The following is a 23,965-nucleotide window of genomic DNA, read 5'->3' on the forward strand; positions in this document are numbered from 1 at the left end:
AACCCGCTGGCACGCTCCGTGCACTCCCGTGCCGATCAACGAGGTTTTTTCCATGATCGGTGAAATCGGCCACTTCAGTCTCATCGTCGCGCTGATGCTCGCGCTGGCGCAGGCGGCCTTGCCGCTGGCGGGCGCGGCGCGCGGCGTGCCCGCCTGGATGGCGGTGGCGCAGCCCGCGGCCCAGGGCCAGTTCCTCTTCATCCTCGTCGCGTTCGGCGCGCTCACGCTGGCCTTCATCGACAACGACTTCTCGCTGCTCGTCGTGGCGCAGCAATCCAACACGCAGCTGCCGCTGGCCTACCGCATCGCGGGCGTGTGGGGCGGCCACGAAGGCTCGATGCTGCTGTGGGTGCTGATGCTGGGGCTGTGGAGCGTCGCGGTGTCGGTGTTCAGCAAGCGCCTGCCCACGGCGTTCGTCGCGCGCGTGCTCGGCGTGATGGGCCTGGTGAGCGTCGGCTTCCTCAGCTTCCTTCTGTTCACGTCGAATCCGTTCGCACGGTTGCTGCCCGCGGCGCCCGAAGGCCGCGACCTCAACCCTCTGCTGCAGGACCCCGGCATGGTGTTCCACCCGCCGATGCTCTACATGGGTTACGTCGGCTTCTCGGTGGCCTTCTCGTTCGCGATCGCCGCGCTGCTTTCGGGACGCCTCGACGCGACGTGGGCGCGCTGGTCGCGGCCGTGGACCACGGTCGCGTGGGTGTTCCTCACCCTCGGCATCGCACTGGGCAGCGGCTGGGCGTACTACGAGCTCGGCTGGGGCGGCTGGTGGTTCTGGGACCCGGTGGAGAACGCATCCTTCCTGCCGTGGCTCGCGGGCACCGCGCTGCTGCACTCGCTCGCCGTCACCGAAAAGCGCGGCGTGTTCCGCAGCTGGACGGTGCTGCTGGCCATCTTCGCGTTCTCGTTCTCGCTGCTCGGCACCTTCCTCGTCCGCTCGGGCGTGCTGACCTCCGTGCATGCATTTGCGACCGACCCGAAGCGCGGTATCTACATCCTTGTGTTCCTGTGCATCGCCATCGGCGGGTCGCTGTCGCTCTTCGCGTGGCGCGCGCCGAAGGTCGGGCTGGGGGGTGGCTTCGAAGCGATCTCGCGCGAGTCGATGCTGCTGGTCAACAACGTGCTGCTGTCGGTGGCGGCCGCGTCCGTGATGCTCGGCACGCTGTACCCGCTGCTGCTCGATGCGCTCAAGCTCGGCAAGATCTCCGTGGGCCCGCCGTACTTCGAGGCCGTGTTCCTGCCGCTGATGGCGCCCGCGATCTTCCTCATGGGCGTGGGGCCGCTCGCGCGCTGGCGAGACGCGTCGCTGCCCGATTTGTTCAAGCGCCTGCGCTGGGCGCTTGTGGCCAGCGCGATCGGCGCCGGGGTGGCGATGCTCGCCGGTGGCTCGATCAAGAGCGCCGTCGGCATCCTGCTCGCGGTCTGGATCGCCGCGACCACCGTCGTCTCGCTGGCCGAGAAGGTCCGCAATGTCCCCGGTGGCATCGCGCGGAAATTCGCGGCCATCCCGCGGCGCGTGACGCGCGCCGAAGCCGGCATGCTGCTCGCGCACTTCGCTGTGGGCTGCTTCATCTTCGGCGTGACCATGGTCAAGACGTGGGAGAGCGAGAAGGACGTGCGCATGCAGGCCGGCGACACCGTGGAGCTGGGCGGCTACACCTTCCGCATGGACAGCCTCGGCGAATACAACGGCCCCAACTACGTGGGCCTGCGCGCGAACTTCACCGTCACGCGCGACGGCCGCGAGGTGGCGAAGTTGCAGCCCGAGAAGCGCCTGTACAAGGCGCAGGGCATGCCGATGACCGAAGCCGCGATCGACGTGGGCATCACGCGCGACCTCTATGTGTCCCTGGGCGAGGCGGTGAGCCAGGAGGCCTGGGCCGTGCGCGTGCAGGTGAAGCCTTTCATCGACTGGATCTGGGGCGGCTGCCTGCTGATGGCACTCGGCGGCATCGTCGCCGCGACCGACCGGCGCTACCGCTTCGGCCGCCGACAGGAAGCGCAGCAGGGCGTCGCCGCCGTTGAAGGAGCGCGCGCATGAAGCAATTGCTGGCCGTGCTCCTGCTCGCCATGAACCTCGCCTTCGCGGGCGAGGCGGTACCCCTCGCGGACGATCCGCAACTCGAAGCGCGTGTGCAGCGCCTGTCCGAAGAGCTGCGCTGCCTCGTGTGCCAGAACCAGACGATCGCCGACTCGCACGCCGGCCTCGCGCAGGACCTGAAGAACCAGATCCGCGAGCAGCTGCGCGCGGGCAAGAGCGACGACGACATCCTCGCGTACATGACCGAGCGCTACGGCGACTTCGTGCTGTACCGCCCGCCGGTGAAGGCCACCACGCTGCTGCTGTGGGTGGGGCCGTTCCTGCTGCTGGGCGTGGGCGCCATCGTCACCGTGGTGGCCGTGCGCCGCCGCAAGCCGCGCGTGGACTCGTGCGAGTTCACGGGCGAGGACCATGCCAGGGCGGCCGCTTTGCTGGCCGGCACGCCGGAGACGACGAAATGAACCTTGCCTTCTGGAGCACCGTGGCCCTGCTGCTGGCCGGCGCGCTGCTGTTCGTGCTGCCGCCGCTGATGCGCACCGGCGGTCGCGCATCGCTGGGCGCCGCGCCCATCGACGTGTACCGCGACCTGCGCGCGCAGCTCGATGCCGAGCGCGACGCGGGCAAGCTCGCCACGGAAGAACACGCGCGTGCCGTGACCGAGCTGGAAGGCCGCGTGATCGAAGAGGTGGTGCAGGCGCCGGAAGAGGCGGTGACGGTGACGCCGCGGCATGCGCTCGCGGCGCTGCTCGCGGTCGCGTTGCTGCTGCCGGCCGGCGCGCTCGGCATCTACGGGCTGATCGGCAAGCCCGGCGCTCTCGACCCCGCCGCTGCGCAGGCCAGGGCCGGCGGGGGCGCGCCGCACACCATGTCGCGCGAAGAGATGGAAGAGATGGTGGAGCGCCTTGCCGAGAAGCTGCAGAAGTCGCCCGACGACGCCGACGGCTGGCACATGCTCGCGCGCTCGTACGTCGCGTTCAATCGCCTGGCCGAGGCGGGCCAGGCTTTCGAGCGGGGCATGAAGCTCGCGCCGCGCAACGCGCCGCTGCTGGCCGACTACGCCGACACGCTGGCCATGCTCAACGGCCGCAACCTCGAAGGCCGGCCGATGGAGCTGGTGAACCTGGCGCTGCAGGCCGACCCGACGCACCCGAAGGCGCTGTCGCTGGCGGGCACGGCGGCCTTCAACCGCCGCGACTTCGCGCTGGCCGCCGCCACGTGGCAAAAGCTGCTGGACACGTTGCCGGCGGATTCGGACCAGGCCCGGTCGGTTGCGTCGAGCATCGCGCAGGCGCAACAGGCGGCGAGCACGCAGACGGCGCCCGCGCAAGCGTCCGCACCGTCCGGCGCTGCGCAGATCGACGGCACCGTCGACGTCGCGCCCGCCATCAAGGCCCGCATCCCGCGCGGCGCCACGCTGTTCGTCTTCGCCCGCGCCGTCGACGGCCCGCGCATGCCTTTGGCGATCGTCAAGGTTCCGGTGGGCGAGATGCCCTACAAATTCAGATTGGACGACGCTTCCGCGATGGCCGCGCAGTTCAAGCTGTCCGGCCAGCGCGAAGTGATGTTGGGCGCGCGCATCTCCGCGAGCGGCAACGCCACGCCGCAAAGCGGCGACCTGATGGGCACGTTGGGCCCGGTGAAGGTCGGTGCGCGCGATGTGAAGCTGGCGATCGACGGAGTGGTGCCGTGAAGCGGCGTGCAGTACTGGCCCTCGCGGGCGCGGCGGCGCTGGCCGGCTGCGGCGACAAGCCCGCGGCGAAGGCCTCGCGCAACGGCCCGCGCCTGCCGTGGCTGCCCGTCACGGACCTCGCCGGCGAACCCGCCACGCTCGCGCCGACGAGCACGGCCGGGCGCATCGTGAATTTCTGGGCGCTGTGGTGCCCGCCCTGCCGCTACGAGCTGCCGGGGCTGCAGCGGCTGGCGCAATCGCTGGCGCCGCGCCGCATCGAGGTCACCACCATCGCGCTGGAGGAAGACGGCTTCCGCGTGCGCGAGTACCTTGCGAAGCACGCGGCGAAGTTACCGAGCGTGCTGATGCACCCCGGCCTGCCCGCCGTGCGCGACCTGGGCCTGGACAGGTTGCCCCAGACCTTCCTGCTCGCCGCCGACGGCACCGTGCTGTCGGTGTGGGTCGGCGCGCGCGAATGGGACGACGCCGAAGTCCGCGCCGGCATCGACCGCGTGATGGATGCAGCCTGAGCCATGGACATCCCCGCCGTTGCCCTCGCCGTCGCCTCCGCCCTGGGCATCCTCGGCCTGGCCGGTGCGGGCATGTTCGCGGCGCGGCGCATCGAGCAGCGCGCGCAGGAAAAGGCGATCGCGCAGCAGCAACAGCTGATGAACGAACGCGTGTCGGCCTTCGGCACGCTCGCGGCCGGCGTGCTGCGCGACATCGGCAACCCGATCGCGGCCATCGACGGCTATGCGCGCGCGATGGTCGAGGCGCAGCGCAGCGGCGAGATCCCGCCGCCGCCCGCGCCGTACTGCGACCCGTCGCTGATCGTGAACGAGACGCGGCGCCTGGGCGAGATCACCCACTTCATCTCGGGCCTGGCCAGCGCGCCCGCGACGCAGCGGCAGCTGGTCAACGTCAACGACATCGCCGCGCAGGCGCTGGCGCTGCTGCGATACGAGCCGCGCCTGGAACATGTGGCCGTGGCGACACGCTTCGACCCCCTGCTGCAGGCCCTGCCCGGGCAGGCGGACCAGCTGCTGATGCTGGTGACCGAGGTCGTGCAGCGGCTGGTGGACGCTGGCGCCCGGACGGTCGAAGTGGCCACGCGCGCCGACGGCGCGAAGGTCGTGCTCGAAGTGAGTGGCGACGCACCTGAAGAGCCGCCCGGCGAGCTGCTGGTCGCCCGCTCGGTCGCGGCGCACCACCGCGGGCTGATCGAAATCAACTGGACCCCGCAAAGCGGAGCCCGGGTCACTGTCCTGTTACAGGGTGCGCCGATAGACTAGCCCGTCATGGGCTCGGCATTGCAAGTGCTGGTGGTGGACGACGAACCCGCCATCCGGCAAATCCTCACCGCAGGCATGACACGCGCGGGACATTCGGTCGAAGTCGCTTCCAGCGGCCGCGAGGCGCTGATGCGCCTGGCCAAGGGCGACGTCGAAGTGACGCTGTGCGACATCAACATGCCGGACCTCACCGGCATCGAGGTGGTGAAGGAAGCGCGCGCGCAGGGCATCGACACCACCTTCATCATGATGACGGCGTACTCCTCGGTGGACACCGCCATCGAGGCGATGAAGGCCGGCGCCATCGACTACATGATCAAGCCGCTGCGGCAGGAGGAGCTCGCGCAGCGGCTGGAGCAGATCGCGGAGATGCGCGGCCTCAAGGGCGAGAACGAGGCCTTGCGCAAGCTCGTCGTCGGCCGCCGCGACGACCATTGCCCGGCGGTATCGCAATCGATGAAGGCGCTGGACCGCCTTGTCGCCAAGGTGGCACCGACGGACAGCACGGTGCTGATCACCGGCGAGAGCGGCACCGGCAAGGGTGTGACCGCCCGCGCGATCCACCAGCAGAGCCAGCGCGCGGGCAAGCCCTTCATCCCGGTGAACTGCGGCGCCATCCCCGAGAACCTGCTCGAAAGCGAATTCTTCGGCCACGTGAAGGGCGCGTTCACCGGCGCGGACCGCGCGCGCAAGGGCCTCTTCCTCGAAGCGGACAAGGGCACGATCTTCCTCGACGAGATCGGCGAGCTGCCGCTGGAGCTGCAGGTCAAGCTGCTGCACGTGCTGGAAGCGCGCGAGATCCGGCCGCTGGGCAGCGAGCAGGTGCGCAAGGTGGACGTGCGCATCGTGGCCGCGACGAACCGCGACCTCAAGGCCATGGTGGCCGAGGGCAGGTTCCGCGAGGACCTGTATTTCCGGCTCTCGGGCTTCCACATCACCGTGCCGCCGCTGCGCGAGCGGCGCGACGACATCCCGGCGCTCATCAAGTACCTGCTGGCGCGCGGCGCCGAGCGCTTCGGCGTGAGCGGCAAGCTCTCGATCGAGCCCGACGCCGAGGAGCTGCTGATCGCGTACGACTGGCCGGGCAACGTGCGCGAGCTGGAGAACGTGCTGCAGCGCGCCACGATCCTGGCCGACCAGGGGCGCATCACGCTCGGCGACCTGCCGCCGCACATCACGCCGGTGGTGACCACCGATCCGGGCGGTACGGCACTGCCGCGACCGAGTGGCGGCACGCTGCGTGAGCAGGTGCGCGAGTACGAGCTCGGCCTGATCCTGCGCGCCATCGACGACTGCGGCGGCGACCGCCGCACCGCAGCGCAAAAGCTGGGAATCGGCCTGTCCAGCCTTTACCGGAAGTTGGAAGAAAACGAGGCACCGAAGGGGCAAAACGAGGGTTCCAAGGGGCAAAACACCCCGGATTGAGGTGGTCTGCTTCTTGCACTTCAAGGTGCATGAAGCTGCGTTCAAGCCTCTCAACCACCCGCTGCGTCGCGGCCGTCGCGATGCTCTGTGCCATCGCCGCCGGTGCCAACGCGGGCCCGGCCGAAGACCTGCGCGAAGCCGAGGCCGCCGCGGGCGCGGGCGACGTGCACACCGCGATGTCGCTGCTGCGCAAGGCCGCGGACAAGAACCATCCTGTCGCGCAGGCGCGCCTCGCAGAGCTGCTGCACGCGGCGGAGTTCGACGCCGAAGCGCTGGACCTCTACAAGCGCTCCGCCGCGCAGGGCGAGGCCGCGGGCGAATTCGGCATGGGCGTGATGTACGCCAACGGCGCCGCCGTCAAGCGCGACGACGCGCTCGCACTCGACTGGTACCGCAAGGCCGAAAAGAAGAACTACCCGCCCGCGCTGGACGCCATCGCGCGCGCCTATCGCACCGGCACGCTGGGCCTGCCCAAGGACCTCGCGCTGGCCAACGAACTCGAAGCCCGCCGCAAGAGCCTGCTGGCGGCCGCGAAGAAGTGAGATTCCCGATCGTGGGAATCGTGCTCGCCGCCTTCGCATTCGGCGCGCAGGCGGCCGACATCGCCAAGGGCGGGCAAGCCTATGCCACGCATTGCGCCACCTGCCACGGCGCGAACGGCACGCCGGTGATGCCGGGTGCGCCCAACTTCCGCCGGCTCGACAGCCTGATGCGGCCCGACATGCAGCTGCTCACCGCCATCCGCAACGGCAAGGGCGCCATGCCTGCGTACTTCGGCGTGCTGCGCGACCGCGAGATCCTGGACGTGATCGCCTACCTGAGGACCCTTTCGTGAAGAAAAAGCTTTTGATCGCGGCGATGCTCCTGTCCGCCTGCGCCGCGTTCGCGCAGCAGTGGAAGGTGATCGACAACTTCAACGTCGGCGAGCCCGTGTACGTGCGCGCGCTGACGGTGGAGAAGTCGAAGGGCTCGATCTGGGTCGGCACCTCCGGCGGCGTGCACGAGGTGGACCTCAAGACGCTCAAGCCGAAGGCGACGTTCACGCGCAAGGATGGCCTCGCCAATGAATACGTGTTCTCTGTGGGCGTCGACAACCAGGGCCAGAAGTGGTTCGGCACCAATGCCGGCGGCGTGTCGCGCTTCAAGGACGGGCAGTGGAAGACCTTCTTCCCGATGCACGGCCTGGCCGACTACTGGGTGTACTGCTTCGCGTCGCAGAAGGACGGCACGCTGTGGATCGGCACGTGGGCCGGCGTGAACAAGGTCGACCCGAAGACGCAGAAGTTCACGACCTACGTGCGCGAGCTGATCAACGAATGGGTCTATGGCCTGGGCGTCGACGCGAAGGACCGCGTGTGGTTCGGCACCGAAGGCGGCGTGTCGATGTTCGACGGCAAGACCTGGAAGAGCTGGAACCACAAGGACGGCCTGGGCGCGCCCAATACCGACCAGCTGCCGTTCTCCACCAACACGGGCCTGGGCACGCGCTCGCGTCACGACCTGGCCACGATGAACGAGGGCCGGCCCACCTACAACCCCAACTACGTCTTCTCGATCCACATCGACCCGCAGGACAACGTGTGGGCGGGCACCTGGGGCGGCGGCGTCGCGAAGTTCGACGGGAAGAAGTGGACCAACCTCAATTCGAAGGATGGCCTCGCCGGCAACATCGTCTATTCGATCACGCAGCACCCCGACGGCGCGTACTGGTTCGGCACCAACAAGGGCGTGTCGCGCTACGACGGCAAGAAGTGGCAGACCTTCGGCAAGAAGGAAGGGCTGATCGAAGAGAACGTCTATGCGCTCGCCATCAGCCCCGCCGGCGAAGTCTGGGTGGGCACGCGCGGCGGCGTCACGCGGATCGGGCGCTGAAGGCCCGCAAGGAAAACGGAGAAGCATCCATGCAGATCGGACACAAGACCCTCGCCGTCGGCGTGATCGCGCTCGCGGGCGCAGTCGCCGGCGCGTACTCGCTCGGCAAGCGCAACGAGGCGCCGGCCGCACCCGCCGCCCACCCGCAGATGGCGCAGGCGCCGCATGCGCAAGGCGGCATGCCCGGCAACATCCAGGCGCCGGCCGGCCACCCGCCCGCCGCGGAAGGTGGCGCGCCGCCCACCGAAGGCAAGGTGCAGGTGGACCCGAAGGCGAAGTTCGTGCACTTCCGCGTGGGGCAGCGCAACGTGAAGGACATCCTCGTCGAAGGCAACGTCGCGTGGGTGGGCACATCGGGCGGCGTGGTGCGCTACGACACGCAGACGGACCAGTACAAGCTGTTCGACACGCGCTCGGGCCTGCTGTCCAACGGCGTCTTCCACATCAGCCGCCTCGACGGCAAGCTGGCCGTCGGCACCTATGGCGGCGGGCTGTCGATCCTCGACGAGAAGACGGGCAAGTTCACCGAGACCTTCAACATCCCCGACGGCCTGGGCGACGCCTTCGTGTACGACCTGCTCAAGACGAAGAGCGGCGACGTGTGGATCGCCACGTGGTCGGGCGTCAACCGCATCAAGGGCGGCAACCTCAAGGACCGCAGCAAGTGGGAGCTGCACACCGTCGACAGCACCAGGGGCGGCCTGCCGAACGACTGGGTCTACGGCCTGGCCGAAGGCAAGGACGGCACCGTGTGGCTGGCCACCGAAGGCGGCCTCGCGCGCTGGGTGAACGGCAAGTGGGACAACTGGAACCATGCCAAGGGCGGGCAGGGCGCGCCCTATGACGTGGTGAAGGACGACCTCACGTTCAAGAACGACCCGTCCAAGGTGTCGAGCCACCACGCGCGCCAGAAGCAGGAGATGGGCTTGCAGGGCATCGACACGGCCTACAACCCGAACTACATCGTCTCGATCGTGGCCGACCCCGACGGAACGGTGTGGGCCGGCACCTGGGGCGGCGGCCTCGCGCACTTCGACGGCAAGAAGTTCCGCAACTACACGACCAAGGACGGGTTGCCCGGCAACCACGTCTTCATGCTCCACATCGACCGGCAGGGCCAGATGTGGATCGGCACCAACAACGGCATGGTGCGCCGCGACGGCGAGAAGTTCGTCGAGAAGCTCACGACCAACGACGGCTTGTTCTCCAACACCGTGTTCTCGATGGAGACGGGGCAGGACGGCACGTTGTGGGTGGGCAGCTTCGGCGGCGTGGCGCGCATCTCGCGCGCGAAGTAAAAAGGAGAGAGGTCATGGCCATCCATCGCAAGCTGATTTCCGAGGTGATGAACCGCGACGTGTTCGCGGTCGGCGTGGAAAAGCCCGCCTCCGACGCCCTGCGCATGATGCAGGAGCACCGCGTGAGCTCCATCCTCGTGCTGGACGCCGGGATGATCCTGGGCATCATCACCGAGCGCGACATCGTGCGCGCGTGGTCGCGCGACCACGAGATCGCGCGCGACAGCTGCGCGGACCTGATGCAGTCGCCGGTGGTGACCGTCACGGCGAACACGCGCTGCCTCGACGCGTACCACATGATGGCCAGCCGCGGCCTGCGGCATCTCGCCGTCACGGACGACGCGGGGCAGGTGGTGGGCATGGTGAGCGAAGGCGACGTCATGCGCAACTACGGCCTGGAGTACTACATGAACTTCAAGGACGTGGCGAGCGTGATGAACGCGGAGTTCTGCAAGCTGCCGCCGTCGGCGCCCGTGTCCGAGGCGTTGAAGCTGATGATCCAGCACCACCAGAGCTGCGTGGTCGCCGTCGACGGCAAGGGCAAGCCGCTGGGCGTGCTCTCCGAGCGCGATGCCGTGCGGCTGTGCCGCCTCGAAGCGCAGCCGGACCAGATGTCGCTCGGCGCCGCGATGGTCTCGCCCGTCGTCACGGTGAAGCCGCGCAAGCGCCTGCACGTGGCCGTGAAGTTCATGGAGCAGAACCGCATCCGCCGCCTGGTCGTCGTCGACGAGCAGGGCGTTGCCTGCGGGCTCCTGACCCACCATGAGGTGGCGCGCGGGCTCGACGGCGACTACGTGCAGTACCTCAAGGACATCATCGAGCTGCAGAAGAACACCAACAGCCTGCTGATGCACGAGCGCGGCATCGACGAGCGGCTGGTGCTGGCGAACATCCTTCGCTCCGTGACCGGCACGGCTTTCCTGGCTTCGGACCTCGAGTTCCGCATCTCGTTTGCGACTCCTCTCGCCGCGGAGATGCTGGGGTTGAGTGCGCGCGACATCGATGGTGCGGACCTGCGTGATGCGTTGAAGCGGGCCGGGTGGAAGGATGCGCATGAGTCGCTGCCTGTCACGCGGTTGCGCGATGCGGGGGCGCGGCGGTTCATGGTGAATACGGCCGGCGGGCCGACGGCGATCCAGGTGACGGTGATGGTGGATGCTAAGAACGATCCGCAGGGGTATCTCGTCTTGGCGCAACGGGGCTAGACGCGTTGCCATGCCGGGTTTGACCCGGCATGACGCATTCACTCGACTCGCTTGCCCAAGGCGCCACGCGTACGCGCAAACCGCATTTCGAGCTCATCGATCAGCTGCGGCAGCACCCCGAGCTCACCCCCGCGCACTTGCTCCTCGATCCGGTAGCAGACTTCCGCAACACCGCTAGCGCCGAGGCTCGCACTGGTGCCGCCCAGTTTATGGGCGCGTTTCGCAAGCTCGCCGGAATCGCCTTCACGCGCGTGCTGCTTCATCGCGCCGACCACGGCCGGCGCCTCGCGCAACCAATCCTCCACCAGCGCCTTCAGCATCGACGGCCCACCCGGATCGCTGAGCGCGGCAAGTTCACGCAGCACGCCTTCGTTCAGCAACCCCGCGTCGGCTTCCGGCACGCTGACACCCTGCGGCGCCCACTTCTCGATCAGCGCCTGCACCCCCGCCGGCAGGATCGGCTTGGCGATGTAATCGTCCATGCCCGCATCGATGCAGCGCTGCCTGTCCGACGGCAATGCATTCGCCGTCATCGCGATGATGCGGGGACGTTGTCCCGCCGGCAACTGCGCGTGGATGCGGCGCGAAGCTTCGAGCCCGTCCATCACCGGCATCTGCAGGTCCATGAAGACGAGGTCGTACGGATTGCGCCGCGCCATCTCCACCGCTTCCATGCCATTGGCGGCGAGATCGGCCACATAGCCGAATTTCGACAACATCCCCACCGCCAGCTTCTGGTTGATCGCGCTGTCTTCCACGACGAGGATGCGCATCGGGTAGCGGCGCGCCAGCGACGGGTCGATGCGCTGCGCGGGTGGCACGGGCGCGGCCGCGCGGCGCCCATGGATCACCTCGATCAGCAGCGTGAACAGCTGCGAATGCTTCACGGGCTTTCCAAGGCGCGCCGCGAACAGCTCCGCGGCGCCGGGGTCGCCGGAGCGCAGCGCGGACGACGACAGCATCACGAGCGGCGGCGCCCGCTTGCCGCATTGCACCGCGATCGCGCGCGCGAGCTGCAGGCCGTCCATGCCGGGCATGTGGAAGTCCAGCACCGCCACGTCGAACGGTGCTTCGCCTTCGAGCATCGCCAAGGCGAGCGTCCCGCGCGTCGCACACGCCACCTCCATGCCCCAGCGGGTGCACTGCGTCTTGAGCATCTGCAGGTTGGTCGGGTTGTCGTCGACGAGCAGCACGCGCCGGCCCGCGAGCTCCGGCGCATGGCCGCTGCGGTAGCGCGCCATCGGCGCGTTGTGCGCGATGCCGGCGTGCAGCGTGAACCAGAACTCGGAGCCCTTGCCCTCGACGCTCTCCACGCCGATCTCGCCGCCCATCAGGCGCACGAGCCGCGCGCAGATCGCCAGGCCCAGGCCCGTGCCGCCGAAGCGGCGCGTGGTGGATGAATCGGCCTGCGAGAACGCCTTGAACAAGTGCTCGCGTTGCGCGGGCGAGATGCCGATGCCGGTGTCGCGCACCGTCACGCGCAGCTGCACCGCGTCGGCCTCGCGCTTCTGCACGGCCACGTTCATCTGCACTTCGCCGGTGTCGGTGAACTTCACCGCGTTGGAAACGAGGTTCACCAGCACCTGCCGCAGCCGCGTCGAGTCGCCCACCAGCCATTGCGGCACGTTGTCGCCGAGCTCGTAGAGCAGGTCGATGCTCTTCTCCGCGGCGCGCGGCGCTAGCATGTCGAACGCTTCCTCGACGCAGGCGCCCAGCTCGAAGGGGCGCTGCTCCAGCGCGAGCATGCCGGACTCCACCTTCGAAAAGTCCAGGATGTCGTTGATGATGGCAAGCAGCGCGTCGCCGCTGGTGCGGATCGTCTCCACATAGCCGCGCTGCTCCCCGTCGAGCGTGGTCTCCTCCAGTAGCGTCGTCATGCCGATCACCGCATTCATCGGCGTGCGGATCTCGTGGCTCATGTTGGCGAGGAACGACGCCTTCGCTTCGGCGGCCTGCAGCGCCTGCTCGCGCGCGGCGACGAGCTCCGTGTTGGTCGTGGTCAGCACCTCGGTGCGCTCTGCCACGCGCTGCTCCAGCAGCTCGCGCTCCTGCCGCAGGGCCTGCTCGGCACGGATGCGCTCGGTGACGTCGCGCACGATGCCGCAGAAGAGGCGTTCGCCGGCAACGTCCATCTCGGATACCGACAGGTCCAGCGGGAAGGTGCTGCCGTCCTTGCGCCGCCCCGTGACGAGCCGCCCGATGCCGATGATGCGCGGCTGCCCGCCCTTGAGGTAGTTGGCGAGGTAGCCGTCATGCTGCTCGCGGTCGGGCGATGGCATGAGCATGCTGACGTTCTGCCCCACGGCATCGAGCTCGCTGTAGCCGAAGATGCGCTCGGCGGCCGGGTTGTAGCTGAGCATGGTGCCGCGCGCATCGATGGTGATGATGCCGTCCAGCGCGTGGTCGAACACGGCGCGCAGCCGCGCCTCGCTCTCCGCGCGCTGCGCCAGCGCGGATTGCAGGTCGCCCGTGCGGGCCTGCACCAGCGCGATCGCACGCACCCGCATCGAAGCCACCATGAACAGCAGGCCCGCGATCAGCGCGCTGATCGTGAGGCCGCCCAGCAGGATGGCCGTGGCGGGCGTGATGCCGCCCACGAACTTCTCGAAACCCGGCAGCGCAACGAACTCCAGCGCCCACGGCCGCTGGCCGAACTCGAAGCCGAAGGTTTCCTCGTACGCCGAGCGAAAGCCGTTCGCCCGCGCCTGCGCCAGCTGCGTCGACGTGTACAGCACGGCCTGGCCGTCGCGCAGGTTCAGGCCGATCGCGTCCGCGTCGGTGCCCAGTGCCGCTGCAGCGGTCTCCGCCGGGTCGAAGGCTTCGACCACGAAGCCCGCGATCGCGGCCTGCCGCTGCACGGCCGTGATCGGCACGTCCGGCGTCGAGTAAACGGGCACGAAGAGCGCCCACACCGGCTGCGAGCCCACGAGGCCCTGTGCATTGATCGGCCCCGCCATCACCATCTGCCCGGACCCGGCGGCGCGTGCCATCGCGTCGCGCGCCACGGCGTCGTCCTGCAGGTCCACGCCGATCGGCCGCCGGTCCGAGCTGCCGAAGGAGCGGAAGAACGCCACCGGGAAATACTGCGCGCGCCGCTGCCCGGCGCGGATCGAGTAGCCGGCCAGCCCCTCGTCCCTCACCTGCCGCTCGTGGGATTCGCGCGCGGGCTCGGCCACGCGCTGCGCATACGCAACCCACAGGCGCCCGGGCGTGCGCGCGCCGGTTTCCAGCGCGTCGAAGTAATTGCGCCACTGCGTGAGGTTCAGCCCGCCGCTGACGTTGAGCAGGCCGGCGACCGCGCGCAGCACCGTCTCGTCATTGCCGAGCAGCGTGCGCAGTTCGGTGGCGATGCGGCCCGAGCGGTATTCGAAGCGGCGCAGCGTGGCCTCGTGCGTGGAGTCGCGCGCCTGCAACCACACGGCCAGCGTGGCGAGCAGCCCGACGGCCAGCGTCGCGAGCGCCAGCCCCATGGGGCGCAGCCAGCGCTCGCGGCGGAAGCTGCCGCCGCCGCTGCTGCGCGGGGGCTTCGGGGTCGCTTTGACGGTCATCGCGGCAGGCTAGCAATGCACCCCGCTGTCGCAGTTGCGATAGGTCAAACGCGGGTTTTGCCCGCGTCCCACGGGTTTTCCCGCAGCGGCGGATGCCGATAATGCGCGTTCTCACCGGCACAGACCGGGACCCTCATTCATCCAGGAGTACGCATGATTCGATTCCGCAAGCACTTCGCGATCGCCGCGCTGGCGCTCGCCGCCGCCGCCGGCGCCGGCGCCAAGACGCTGGTGTTCTGCTCCGAAGGCAGCCCCGAGAACTTCTACCCGGGCGTCAACACCACCGGCACCTCGTTCGACGGCAACGAGCCCATCTACAACCGCATCGTCGAGTTCGAGCGCGGCGGCACGAAGGTCGTGCCGGGCCTGGCCGAGAAGTGGGACATCTCCGCCGACGGCCTGACCTACACCTTCCACCTGCGCAAGGGCGTGAAGTGGCACAACCACCGCGCGTTCAAGCCCACGCGCGACTTCAACGCCGACGACGTGATCTTCGCGTTCGAGCGCCAGTGGAAGGAGAGCGACCCGTACTTCAAGGTGACGAGCTCCAACCACTCGTACTTCAACGACATGGGCCTGCCCAAGCTGCTGAAGTCGGTGGAGAAGGTCGACGCCTACACGGTGAAGATCACGCTGAACAAGCCCGAGGCGCCTTTCCTCGCCAACCTGGCGATGCCCTACGCCGCGATCCAGTCCAAGGAATACGCGGACGCGATGCTCAAGGCCGGCACCCCCGACAAGGTGGACCAGGAGCCGATCGGCACGGGCCCGTTCTACCTGGTGCAGTACCAGAAGGACGCCGTCATCCGCTACAAGGCCTTCCCGCAGTACTGGGCCGGCAAGGCGAAGATCGACGACCTCGTGTACTCGATCACGCCGGACGCGTCCGTGCGCTGGGCCAAGCTGCAGAAGGGCGAGTGCCACGTGATGCCGTACCCGAACCCGGCCGACCTGGAGGCGATGAAGAAGGACGCCAACGTCACCATCCTCGAGCAACCGGGCCTGAACGTCGGCTACCTCGCGTACAACGTGACGAAGAAGCCCTTCGACGACGTGCGCGTGCGCAAGGCCGTGAGCATGGCGATCAACCGCAAGGCCATCATCGACGGCGTGTACCTCGGCACCGGCGTGATCGCGAAGAACCCGATCCCGCCGACGATGGCCGCGTACAACAACGACATCAAGGACACGCCGTACGACCCCGAGGGCGCGAAGAAGCTGCTGGCCGAAGCGGGCCACAAGGACGGCTTCACCACCGACCTGTGGGCCATGCCGGTGCAGCGCCCCTACAACCCGAACGCCAAGCGCATCGCCGAGCTGATGCAGGCGGACCTGGCCAAGGTGGGCATCAAGGCCGAGATCAAGACCTTCGAGTGGGGCGAGTACCGCAAGCGCATGCAGGCCGGCGAGCACCAGATGGGCATGCTGGGCTGGACGGGCGACAACGGCGACCCGGACAACTTCCTGCACACGCTGCTGGGCTGCGACTCCGCGAAGACCAACGGCTCCAACGTGGCCAAGTTCTGCCACCAGCCCTTCGAGGACCTGGTGCTCAAGGCCAAGACGGTGACCAAGCCCGCCGAGCGCGACGCGCTGTACAAGCAGGCGCAGGTGATCTTCAAGCAGCAGGAGCCGTGGCTCACGCTCGCGCACGCCGTGCAGCTCAAGCCGGTGCGCAAGGAAGTGATCGACTTCAAGCTGTCGCCCTTCGGGCGCCACAACTTCTACGGCGTGGACATCAAGTAAGCGCAACTTGAAGACCGCCATCGTCAGCGCGATGCAGGAGGAGCTTTCCTCCGTGCTCGCGCTGATGCCGGACGAGCACAAGGTGGCCGTCGGGGGACGCGAGTTCTTCGACGGCCATTTGCATGGGCGCGAGGTGGTGGCCGTATTGGCGCGCATCGGCAAGGTGGCCGCGGCGACCACCGCTGCGGTGCTGATCGAGCGGTTCAAGGTGGACCGCATCGTGTTCACGGGCGTGGCGGGCGGCATCGCGCCGGGCGTCAACGTGGGCGACGTGGTGGTGGCGGAAAGCTTCCTGCAGCACGATCTGGATGCGTCGCCGATTTTCCCGAAGTACGAAGTGCCGCTGTACGGCATGAGCCGGTTTGCGACGGATGCTTCGCTCACGCAGCAGCTGGCCGACGCGGCGCGCAGGGCGCTGCCGGATGCGAAGCTGCATCGCGGGCTCGTCATCAGTGGTGACCGGTTCGTCGCGACCAGCGCAGAGAGCCGCGCCTTGCAATCCGCATTGCCCGATGCGCTGGCCGTCGAAATGGAAGGCGCCGCGATCGCGCAGGTGTGCCACGACTACGGCGTGCCGTTCGCGGCCGTGCGCACGATCTCCGACCGCGCCGACGACGCCGCGCACGTGGACTTCCTGTTGTTCGTTCGCGATGTCGCGAGCGGGCACTCGGCGGCGATCGTCGAGGCCTTTCTCGGCTAGCCCTTGCGGGAGCGCGCGACGACGTCGCGCACCCGGATGTCGGGCGCCCCGGTGCCGCGCTGGCGCACTTCGGTTCGCGTGCGCACCGCCTGCCCCCATGCGGGGTCGTACCAGGAGGTCGAATTGACGCGTACGCCCGTCTCGCTGAGCGCCGCGCTTTCGACGCGATAGGTCTGCAGCGGCCCGAAGGCGGTGTCGATCGTTTCCCGGCCCACGATGCGCGCAGTGAAATCGATGGGGATCCTGCTGCCAGGTTCGCTGACGACGGAGCGCCCCGCAGCGCGGTTGCCGACGATGAATGCGGAGCCGGGAATGGCGGGGATGGGCGGGTCGTAGGTGCCCAGCCGGTCCTGGATGATGTGGCCGGAGCGCAGCAGCCGCACGTCGTACGCGGCGCCGGCAAGCGTCACCGTGCGGAACTCGCCGCCGGGCAGCTCGCGGATTTCGTAGGTGCTGCGCGACATCTCGGCGCCGTTCAGGCCGTCGCGCGTGACGACTTCGTAGCGGTCGCCGTCGCGCCACCGGGTCATGAACTCGGACTCGCGTGTGCCGTCCGCCGCCGCCTGGGCCTGCACCTTCGGCGCCTGCAATTCGTCCAGCTTCAGCCGCGCGATTTCGTTGAAGCTGCCGGTGGGGAACATCGAGAGGAAGTTGTAGAGCGTCTCGATGGTCGGCTGCGACTTGACGCGCGCCCATTCGGCCGCCTCCCGCGCGTAGGCCTGCTCGCGCGCCCGCGCATCCGGCTGCGGCACCGCGGCGATGGTGCCGGCATTGAACATGAAGTCCTCTTCCAGGCTGGTCACTTCCCACGGCACCTGGCTGCCGCCCGAGGCGCGCCGCACCGCATACCGCGTGCGCTTGAAGACGTCCTCGATGCGCGACTGCGGCTTCACGAGCTCCTGCAGCAGGTGCTGCGTGTACAGGCCGTGCCGGCCGTCGCCGTCGGATGCGACATTGCCTGGCGCCGTCGCATACGCCAGCAACGTACCGGGGGGCGCGTCGAGCTGGGCGAGGCCTTTGCCGGAGGCCGCCTGCGCGAATGGGTTGTCGCGGCAGGCGTCGAGAACGACGATGTTCATCCGGTTGCTGGCGCGGCGGAAGGCATCGAGAACGGTCGCGACGTCGACAGCGCGCGCCGGCACGTCGGCGGCCGTGGCCAGCCGTGCGTCCGTGGGCACCATGTAGTTGCGCCAGTCGAGTTGCAACCCATGGCCGGCGTAATAAAGCATCCCGACGCCACGCTTGCCCTGCAGCCGCTGCGCGGTGCGACCGATCGCAGCCGTCATCTGGTCGCGGTCCGCATCCTGCAGCAGTTCCACGTCGAAGCCCAGGCCGCGCAATGTGTCGGCCATGGCACCCGCATCGTTCCGCGGGTTGGCCAGGGGTGGCGCATCGGTGTACGCGGCGTTGCCGATCACGAGCGCGAGCCGCAGGTCTTCCGGAGCCTGCGCGCGTGCGCAGCAGACGCAGAGGACGCCGGCCACGAGCAGCCGCGGGAGCGGTGGGATGTGCATGGCGCAAGCATAGGGCGCGCGTTCCCGTGCGTCCATGGAGGCCGTCCTGACCCGGACCTGACCCGCCGCGTAGCGGAATCACTTAGCGCGCGGGTCAGTGGCGCGTCAGTGCCCGCACGCGATAAACGCGGCATGCCGATCCGTGCCGCCGCACGCGCAGCCGCGTGTGCCCTTCTTCTCTTCGTGCCTCTCGCCTGGGCCCAGCCCCAGGTGCAGGGACTCACGCTCGCGCAGGTGCTGGCCGCCGCGCGCGGGAATGCTGACGTCTTGCTGGCGACCCGCGCGGCAGCCGCTGCGCAGGCCGACATCGCGGCCGCGAACCACGCACCCGCGCCCGTGCTGTCCGCCAAGGCCGCGTCCATCGACCTGCAAAACGGGATCGGCCCCGGCAACGTGCTGCGGGACAAGCGCATCGACAAGTCGATCGGCGCCGACTGGACCTGGGAGCGCGGCAACAAGCGCGAGCTGCGCACGCAGGCCGCGCAATGGGCGGCGCAGGCGGCGCAGGCGGACCTGCGCGAAGCGCGCACGCAGCAGCAACTGGCCGCTGCCAATGCGTTCTACGACCTGCTGGCCGCGCAGGAGCGGGCCCGGCAGATGGATGCGCTCGCGGCCGGCGCCGCGCAGCTGGCCGACACTTCCACGCGGCGCCAGCGCGCGGGCGACACGTCGCAGCAGGAAGTGGCGCGTACCGAGATCGAGGCCCGGCGAGCCGCGGCGGACCATCGCTCGGCGCAAGCCGACGCAGCGCGTGCCGCGCTCGCACTGGCGCAGCTCACGCGCCTGCCCATGCCCGTGGCGGCGCAGGAGGCGTGGCCCACGCTGGAAGCTGCCCCGGCGCAAGGCAGCGCCACGGCAACGCGCGCGGACGTGCAGGCAGCGCAGCACCGCGTCGAAGCCGCGCGTGCCGCACTCGCCCTCGCGCAGGCACTGCGCCGCAACGACGTGACGGTCGGCGGCTCGGTGGACCACTTCCCCGGCACCTCGAACCGCCAGCTGGAGCTGCGCGTGTCCCTGCCGCTCGCGGGCGTGCTGGGCGGCTACGACTACCAGGGCGAGATCGGCCGCGCGCAGGCCCAGCTCGCCGCAGCGCAGGACCAGCTGGACAAGGTGTCGGCCGCGGCGGCTGCGGACAGCCAGCGCCTGCTGGCCGACCTCGATGCGAGCGCGCAGCGCGCGGGCACGTACCACGAGGCCATCGTGCCGCGCGCACGGCAGGTGGCGCAGATGGCCGAACTCGCCCACGCACGCGGCGCGATGCCGCTGGCCGAACTGATCGATGCGCGCCGCACCTTGCGCGGCGTGCTGCTGGAAGAGATCGCCGCGCGCGCGGACCACGCGAAGGCGCTGGCCGCCTGGCGGCTGCGCAGCACGCGCGACGAAGACTGAACCGACCGAGATGAAGATCCTGACCTCCCTCACTTGCGCCGCCCTTGTCGGCGCGATGCTGCTTGCGGGTTGCCGCGAAGCCGAAGTGCCCGCGGAAGCGGCCCAGCCGAAGCTGGTGGGCAACCAGTTCCAGTTCCCGACGAAGCACCCGCACCTCGCGCAGTTCGGCCTCGTCGCGGCGGCGCCCGCACGCGCGATCAGCGTGGACCTGCCGGCGCGCATCGTGTGGAACGAAGACCGCACCCAGCGCATCTATCCCGCGTTCGCAGGCCGCGTGAGCCGCATCGCGGTGGACCTCGGCCAGCCCGTCAAGCCCGGCGCGGTGCTCGCGCAGCTCGCATCGCCCGACTTCGGCGCGGCGCAGGCCGACGCCGCCAAGGCGCACGCCGACGCATCGCTCTCGCAGAAGGCGCTGGCGCGCCAGCGCGAGCTGTTCGATGCCGGCATCATCGCGCGCAAGGACCTCGACCAGGCCGAAGCCGACGCGGCGCGCTCGCAGGCGGAGGTGCAGCGTGCCGCGGCGCGCACGCGGCTCTACGGCGGTGGCGTGTCCGTCAACCAGGCCCTAGCCCTCACCGCGGGCATCGCGGGCACGGTGGTCGAGCGCAACCTCACGCCGGGGCAGGAGCTGCGGCCGGAGCAGATGGGGCCCGGCGTGCCGCCCCTGTTCGTGATCAGCGACCCGACGACGCTGTGGGTGATGATCGACGCCCGCGAATCCGAGGCCGATACGCTGCGCCCCGGCGCGACCTTCGAGCTCTCCGTGCCGGCGCTGCCCAACCAGAAGTTCGAAGGCAAGGTCACCGCCGCGGCCGACTACATCGACCCCGCCACGCGCACGATCAAGGTCCGCGGCGTCATCGCCAACCCGGACCGCAAGCTGAAGGCCGAGATGCTGGCCACGGCGCGCGTGGAGCGCTCCGTCGGCTCGGGCGTGCTCGTGCCGGCGCAGGCCGTGTCGCTGCGCGGCGCGAAGCACTTCGTGATGGTGCAGGTGCAGCCCGGCGCGTTCGAGCCGCGCGAAGTGGTGCTGGGCTGGCAAGGCCCGAAGGAAGTGCTGGTGAAGCAGGGCCTGGAAGCCGGTGAACTCGTCGTCGGCGAGAACGTACTGCTGCTCGCGCGCCAGTACCGCACCGCGCAGGAAACCGCGAAACCGGCTTCCGCGCCATGAAGCGCATCATCCATTTCGCGGTGCACCAGCCGCTGTTCGTGGTGCTCGGCACTTTGCTGTTCGCGCTGGCGGGCGTGGTGGCTTTCTCGAACCTCTCGGTCGAGGCCTTTCCCGATGTGACCGACACGCAGGTGACCGTCATTGCGCTCTACCCGGGCCGCGCGGCGGAGGAGGTCGAGAAACAGGTGACGCTGCCGCTGGAGGTGGCGCTGTCGGGCCTGCCCAATTCCATCCGCGTGTTCTCGCACACGCAGTTCGGCCTGTCGTTCACCGTCGTCACCTACGACGACAAGGCCGACGTGGCGACGGTGCGCGCGCAGGTCAACGAGCGCCTGCGCGGCGTGGACCTGCCGCCCGGTGTCGAAGCCAACATCGCGCCCAACGCCACGCCGGTGGGCGAGATCATGCGCTACCGGCTGCGCGGCGACGGCTACACCACCACCGACCTGCGCACGATCGAGGACTGGACCGTCGAGCGCGCATTGCGGCAGGTGCCCGGCGTCGCGGACGTGGTCGCGATGGGCGGCTTCATCAAGCAGTACGAGGTGCAGCCCGACCTCGACAAGCTGCGCGCGACCAAGCTCACTTTCCAGAACCTGCTGGACGCCCTGGGCCGCGGCAACTCCAACGCGGGCGGCAGCTACGTCGCGCAGGGCGCGCAGCAGTACGCCATCCGCGGCATCGGCCTGCTGCAGTCGGCGGAGGACATCGGCCGCATCGTGGTGGCCGCGCGCAACGGCACGCCCATCCTCGTGCGCGACGTCGCGCAGGTGAAGGTGGGCGCGGTGCCGCGCCTGGGCACGGTGGGGCAGGACGACGACGACGACGTGGTCACGGGCATCATCGTCATGCGCAAGGGCGAGAACCCGAGCGTGGTGCTGCAGGGCGTGAAGGCGAAGATCGCGCAGCTCAATGCGCGCGTGCTGCCCAAGGGCGTGCAGGTCGAGCCGTTCTACGACCGCACGTGGCTGATGGGCAAGACGCTGTCGACCGTGTTCCGCAACCTCGTCGAGGGCGCGCTGCTCGTGTCGCTGGTGCTGTACCTGTTCCTGTCGAATCTGCGGGCAAGCCTCGCGGTGGTAGTGGTGATCCCTCTCGCGCTGCTGGCCACCTTCCTCGGCCTGAAGATCATGGGCGTGCCCGCCAACCTGCTGTCGCTGGGCGCCATGGACTTCGGCATCATCGTGGACGGCGCGGTGATCGTCATCGAGAACGTCATGCACCGCCTGGCCGAAAAGCGCGAGGCCATGGACGACGGCGAGCGCAAGGCCGTGATCGTGAAGGCGGCGAACGAGGTGGGGCGGCCCACGCTGTTCTCGATGCTGATCATCATCGCGGCGCACATCCCCATCTTCGCGCTGCAGCGGCACGAGGGCCGCATCTTCCAGCCGATGGCGCTGTCGGTGTCGACCGCGCTCGTGGGCTCGCTCGTCTTCTCGCTCACGCTGGTGCCGCTGCTGGCGTACTGGATGCTGCGCCGCAAGCTGCCGCACCACGACAACCGCGTGGTCGCCACGAGCAAGCGCCTGTACGAACCCGTGCTCGAATGGGCCCTGGAAAAGCGCCGCAAGGTGATGGCGATCGCGCTTGGCGCGTTCGCGGTCGGCCTGCTCGCGGCTTCGCAGCTCGGCTCCGAGTTCCTGCCGGAACTCAACGAAGGCACGCTGTGGGTGAACGTGCGCCTGCCCACGAGCGTGTCCAACGACGAAGCCGCACGCATGATGCGCAACGTTCGCAAGGCGCTGCTCACGATCCCCGAAGTCGCCACGGTCGTCTCCAAGGCAGGCCAGCCCGAGGACGGCACCGACCCCAAGACCATCAGCATGGGCGAGGTGTTCGTCGGCATGAAGCCGGCGGAGCAGTGGCGCAAGGATGTCACGCGCGAGCAGCTCGTCGACGAGATGGACCGCGCCGTCTCGGCGATCCCGGGCATGGAGCCGAGCTTCTCCCAGCCGATCCGCGACAACGTGCTGGAATCGATCTCGCAGATCGACGGCCAGATCGTCATCAAGCTCGCGGGGGATGACCTCGTAGAACTCAAGCGAACCATGGAGGCCATCGAGCGCTCGATCAAGCAGGTGCCGGGCGTCTACCGCGCCGAGATCGACCGCCTCGGCGACCTGCCGCAGCTCGTCATCGACATCGACCGCGACCGCGCGGCGCGGCTCGGCCTGAACGTGCAGGACGTGCAGGACGTCATCGAGGCGGCGCTCGCCGGCAAGGCGGCGACGAGCCTGTGGGAGGGCGAGCGCAAGTTCGCCGTCACCGTGCGGCTGCCGGAGGCGCGCCGCGCGCTGGTGGCGCTGCCGCAGACGCTGATCCCCACGCCCGACGGCGGCTATGCGCAGCTGGGCAGCGTGGCGACCATCCGCGAGGTGAGCGGCGCGATGAACATCGCGCGCGAGGCGGGCCGCCGCATGATGGCGATCGGCATCTTCATCAAGGACCGCGACATGGGTTCGGTCGTCAAGGACATGCAGGCGCGCGTGGCGCAGGAGGTGAAGCTGCCCGAAGGCTACACGCTCACGTGGTCCGGCGAGTTCGAGAACCAGGAGCGCGCGATGAAGCGCCTGTCGGTGGTGGTGCCGATTTCGCTGCTGCTCATCTTCGTCCTGCTGTTCGACGCCTTCAAGTCGGTGACGCTCGCCGGCCTGATCCTGCTGAACGTGCCGCTTGCGCTCATCGGCGGCTTCGTCGCGCTGTGGGCCTTCGGCATCCCGCTGTCGGTGTCCGCCGCCATCGGCTTCATCGCGCTGTCGGGGCAGGCCGTGCTCAACGGGGTGGTGATGCTCACCGTGTACCAGCAGTTGCAGAACGCGGGGCATGGCGTGCTGGACGCGGTGAAGCTCGGCTCCATGCAGCGGCTGCGCACGGTGCTGATGACGGCCATGCTTGCGGCGCTGGGCCTGCTGCCCATGGCGCTGTCGCACGACATCGGCTCCGAGACGCAGCGGCCGCTGGCCATCGTCGTGATCGGCGGGCTGATCACCGCCACGCTGCTGACGCTGGTCGTGCTGCCCGTGCTGTACGTGGCGCTCGTCGCGCGGCGGCGTGCAGCGCCCGCGCCGGTGCGCGCGCGCGAGGAGACCGAGGCCTGA

18 protein-coding genes are annotated in these 23,965 nt (G+C 69.2%); 16 read left to right on the forward strand and 2 right to left on the reverse strand.

Annotated features, from left to right (window positions below; translation table 11 throughout):
* Nucleotides 1-52: 52 nt before the first annotated feature.
* Genes H8R02_RS06220 through H8R02_RS06270 form a run of 11 tightly spaced genes read left to right on the forward strand, consistent with a single transcriptional unit; the run spans nt 53 to nt 10,799 of the window.
* Nucleotides 53-2,038 carry a heme lyase CcmF/NrfE family subunit gene (locus H8R02_RS06220; protein WP_187080443.1) on the forward strand — a complete coding sequence of 662 codons (1,986 nt, stop codon included), beginning with the start codon at nt 53-55 and terminating at the stop codon, nt 2,036-2,038.
* Nucleotides 2,035-2,499, forward strand: coding sequence for a cytochrome c-type biogenesis protein (locus H8R02_RS06225; RefSeq protein WP_187080444.1), 465 nt, complete (start codon nt 2,035-2,037; stop codon nt 2,497-2,499). The genes H8R02_RS06220 and H8R02_RS06225 overlap by 4 nt, the downstream gene beginning before the upstream one ends.
* Nucleotides 2,496-3,728 carry a c-type cytochrome biogenesis protein CcmI gene (gene ccmI / locus H8R02_RS06230; protein ID WP_187080445.1) on the forward strand — a complete coding sequence of 411 codons (1,233 nt, stop codon included), beginning with the start codon at nt 2,496-2,498 and terminating at the stop codon, nt 3,726-3,728. Before H8R02_RS06225 ends, ccmI begins: the two co-directional genes overlap by 4 nt.
* Complete coding sequence (locus H8R02_RS06235) at nt 3,725-4,237, forward strand: TlpA family protein disulfide reductase (RefSeq protein ID WP_187080446.1); 513 nt, start codon at nt 3,725-3,727, stop codon at nt 4,235-4,237. The genes ccmI and H8R02_RS06235 overlap by 4 nt, the downstream gene beginning before the upstream one ends.
* Before the next feature lie 3 nt (nt 4,238-4,240).
* Nucleotides 4,241-4,999: a sensor histidine kinase gene (locus tag H8R02_RS06240; RefSeq protein ID WP_187080447.1), complete on the forward strand. Its 759-nt coding sequence runs from the start codon at nt 4,241-4,243 to the stop codon at nt 4,997-4,999.
* 6 nt (nt 5,000-5,005) lie between these two features.
* Nucleotides 5,006-6,424: a sigma-54-dependent transcriptional regulator gene (locus H8R02_RS06245; protein WP_187080448.1), complete on the forward strand. Its 1,419-nt coding sequence runs from the start codon at nt 5,006-5,008 to the stop codon at nt 6,422-6,424.
* Nucleotides 6,425-6,453: 29 nt separating this feature from the next.
* On the forward strand, nt 6,454-6,966 hold the full coding sequence (locus H8R02_RS30305; RefSeq protein WP_187080449.1) for a tetratricopeptide repeat protein: 513 nt from the start codon (nt 6,454-6,456) through the stop codon (nt 6,964-6,966).
* Nucleotides 6,967-6,977: 11 nt separating this feature from the next.
* Nucleotides 6,978-7,259, forward strand: coding sequence for a c-type cytochrome (locus H8R02_RS30310; protein ID WP_354004872.1), 282 nt, complete (start codon nt 6,978-6,980; stop codon nt 7,257-7,259).
* Entirely contained in the window at nt 7,256-8,296 is a 1,041-nt protein-coding gene (locus tag H8R02_RS06260; protein WP_354004873.1) for a ligand-binding sensor domain-containing protein, read from the forward strand. Before H8R02_RS30310 ends, H8R02_RS06260 begins: the two co-directional genes overlap by 4 nt.
* A 29-nt stretch (nt 8,297-8,325) precedes the next feature.
* Nucleotides 8,326-9,594 carry a ligand-binding sensor domain-containing protein gene (locus tag H8R02_RS06265; RefSeq protein WP_187080450.1) on the forward strand — a complete coding sequence of 423 codons (1,269 nt, stop codon included), beginning with the start codon at nt 8,326-8,328 and terminating at the stop codon, nt 9,592-9,594.
* A gap of 14 nt (nt 9,595-9,608) precedes the next feature.
* A complete protein-coding gene (locus H8R02_RS06270; protein WP_187080451.1) occupies nt 9,609-10,799 on the forward strand; it encodes a CBS domain-containing protein in 1,191 nt (396 codons plus the stop codon).
* A 38-nt stretch (nt 10,800-10,837) separates the two neighbouring features.
* Here the strand turns inward: H8R02_RS06270 and H8R02_RS06275 are convergent, their stop codons facing one another.
* Nucleotides 10,838-14,347, reverse strand: a complete 3,510-nt coding sequence (locus tag H8R02_RS06275) for a response regulator (protein WP_187080452.1) — start codon at nt 14,345-14,347, stop codon at nt 10,838-10,840.
* Nucleotides 14,348-14,500: 153 nt separating this feature from the next.
* Here H8R02_RS06275 and H8R02_RS06280 point away from each other — a divergent pair, with 153 nt between their 5' ends.
* Both H8R02_RS06280 and H8R02_RS06285 read left to right on the forward strand, forming a co-directional pair.
* Entirely contained in the window at nt 14,501-16,093 is a 1,593-nt protein-coding gene (locus tag H8R02_RS06280; RefSeq protein WP_187080453.1) for an ABC transporter substrate-binding protein, read from the forward strand.
* Between the two features lie 31 nt (nt 16,094-16,124).
* The gene (locus H8R02_RS06285) at nt 16,125-16,793 is read left to right on the forward strand and encodes a 5'-methylthioadenosine/adenosylhomocysteine nucleosidase (RefSeq protein WP_435531262.1); all 669 of its coding nucleotides are present in this window, start codon (nt 16,125-16,127) and stop codon (nt 16,791-16,793) included.
* Here H8R02_RS06285 and H8R02_RS06290 read toward each other — a convergent pair.
* Nucleotides 16,790-18,307 carry a caspase family protein gene (locus H8R02_RS06290; RefSeq protein WP_187080455.1) on the reverse strand — a complete coding sequence of 506 codons (1,518 nt, stop codon included), beginning with the start codon at nt 18,305-18,307 and terminating at the stop codon, nt 16,790-16,792. The two genes, H8R02_RS06285 and H8R02_RS06290, sit on opposite strands and share 4 nt — an antisense overlap.
* Before the next feature lie 132 nt (nt 18,308-18,439).
* Between H8R02_RS06290 and H8R02_RS06295 the strand changes: the two genes are divergently transcribed.
* The 3 genes from H8R02_RS06295 to H8R02_RS06305 are packed head-to-tail and all read left to right on the forward strand — an operon-like array spanning nt 18,440 to nt 23,965.
* Complete coding sequence (locus H8R02_RS06295) at nt 18,440-19,696, forward strand: TolC family protein (protein WP_187080456.1); 1,257 nt, start codon at nt 18,440-18,442, stop codon at nt 19,694-19,696.
* A 10-nt stretch (nt 19,697-19,706) separates the two neighbouring features.
* Complete coding sequence (locus H8R02_RS06300; RefSeq protein ID WP_187080457.1) at nt 19,707-20,867, forward strand: efflux RND transporter periplasmic adaptor subunit; 1,161 nt, start codon at nt 19,707-19,709, stop codon at nt 20,865-20,867.
* Nucleotides 20,864-23,965 (forward strand): efflux RND transporter permease subunit, encoded by a 3,102-nt coding sequence (locus H8R02_RS06305; RefSeq protein WP_187080458.1) that lies wholly within the window; start codon nt 20,864-20,866, stop codon nt 23,963-23,965. Before H8R02_RS06300 ends, H8R02_RS06305 begins: the two co-directional genes overlap by 4 nt.

Source organism: Ramlibacter albus (genome assembly GCF_014297445.1).
In the GTDB taxonomy this organism is placed as follows: Bacteria; Pseudomonadota; Gammaproteobacteria; order Burkholderiales; family Burkholderiaceae_C; genus Ramlibacter; species Ramlibacter albus.

Excerpts from the sequence above, each read along its gene's own strand:
- H8R02_RS06285 (WP_435531262.1), top strand. The coding sequence starts at position 16,125 with ATGCAGGAGGAGCTTTCCTCCGTGCTCGCGCTGATGCCGGACGAGCAC.
- H8R02_RS06265 (WP_187080450.1), top strand. The coding sequence starts at position 8,326 with ATGCAGATCGGACACAAGACCCTCGCCGTCGGCGTGATCGCGCTCGCG.
- ccmI (WP_187080445.1), top strand. The coding sequence starts at position 2,496 with ATGAACCTTGCCTTCTGGAGCACCGTGGCCCTGCTGCTGGCCGGCGCG.
- H8R02_RS06290 (WP_187080455.1), bottom strand. The coding sequence starts at position 18,307 with ATGCACATCCCACCGCTCCCGCGGCTGCTCGTGGCCGGCGTCCTCTGC.
- H8R02_RS06305 (WP_187080458.1), top strand. The coding sequence starts at position 20,864 with ATGAAGCGCATCATCCATTTCGCGGTGCACCAGCCGCTGTTCGTGGTG.
- H8R02_RS06300 (WP_187080457.1), top strand. The coding sequence starts at position 19,707 with ATGAAGATCCTGACCTCCCTCACTTGCGCCGCCCTTGTCGGCGCGATG.
- H8R02_RS06245 (WP_187080448.1), top strand. The coding sequence starts at position 5,006 with ATGGGCTCGGCATTGCAAGTGCTGGTGGTGGACGACGAACCCGCCATC.
- H8R02_RS06225 (WP_187080444.1), top strand. The coding sequence starts at position 2,035 with ATGAAGCAATTGCTGGCCGTGCTCCTGCTCGCCATGAACCTCGCCTTC.
- H8R02_RS06280 (WP_187080453.1), top strand. The coding sequence starts at position 14,501 with ATGATTCGATTCCGCAAGCACTTCGCGATCGCCGCGCTGGCGCTCGCC.
- H8R02_RS06270 (WP_187080451.1), top strand. The coding sequence starts at position 9,609 with ATGGCCATCCATCGCAAGCTGATTTCCGAGGTGATGAACCGCGACGTG.
- H8R02_RS06275 (WP_187080452.1), bottom strand. The coding sequence starts at position 14,347 with ATGACCGTCAAAGCGACCCCGAAGCCCCCGCGCAGCAGCGGCGGCGGC.
- H8R02_RS06240 (WP_187080447.1), top strand. The coding sequence starts at position 4,241 with ATGGACATCCCCGCCGTTGCCCTCGCCGTCGCCTCCGCCCTGGGCATC.
- H8R02_RS30305 (WP_187080449.1), top strand. The coding sequence starts at position 6,454 with ATGAAGCTGCGTTCAAGCCTCTCAACCACCCGCTGCGTCGCGGCCGTC.
- H8R02_RS06295 (WP_187080456.1), top strand. The coding sequence starts at position 18,440 with ATGCCGATCCGTGCCGCCGCACGCGCAGCCGCGTGTGCCCTTCTTCTC.
- H8R02_RS06220 (WP_187080443.1), top strand. The coding sequence starts at position 53 with ATGATCGGTGAAATCGGCCACTTCAGTCTCATCGTCGCGCTGATGCTC.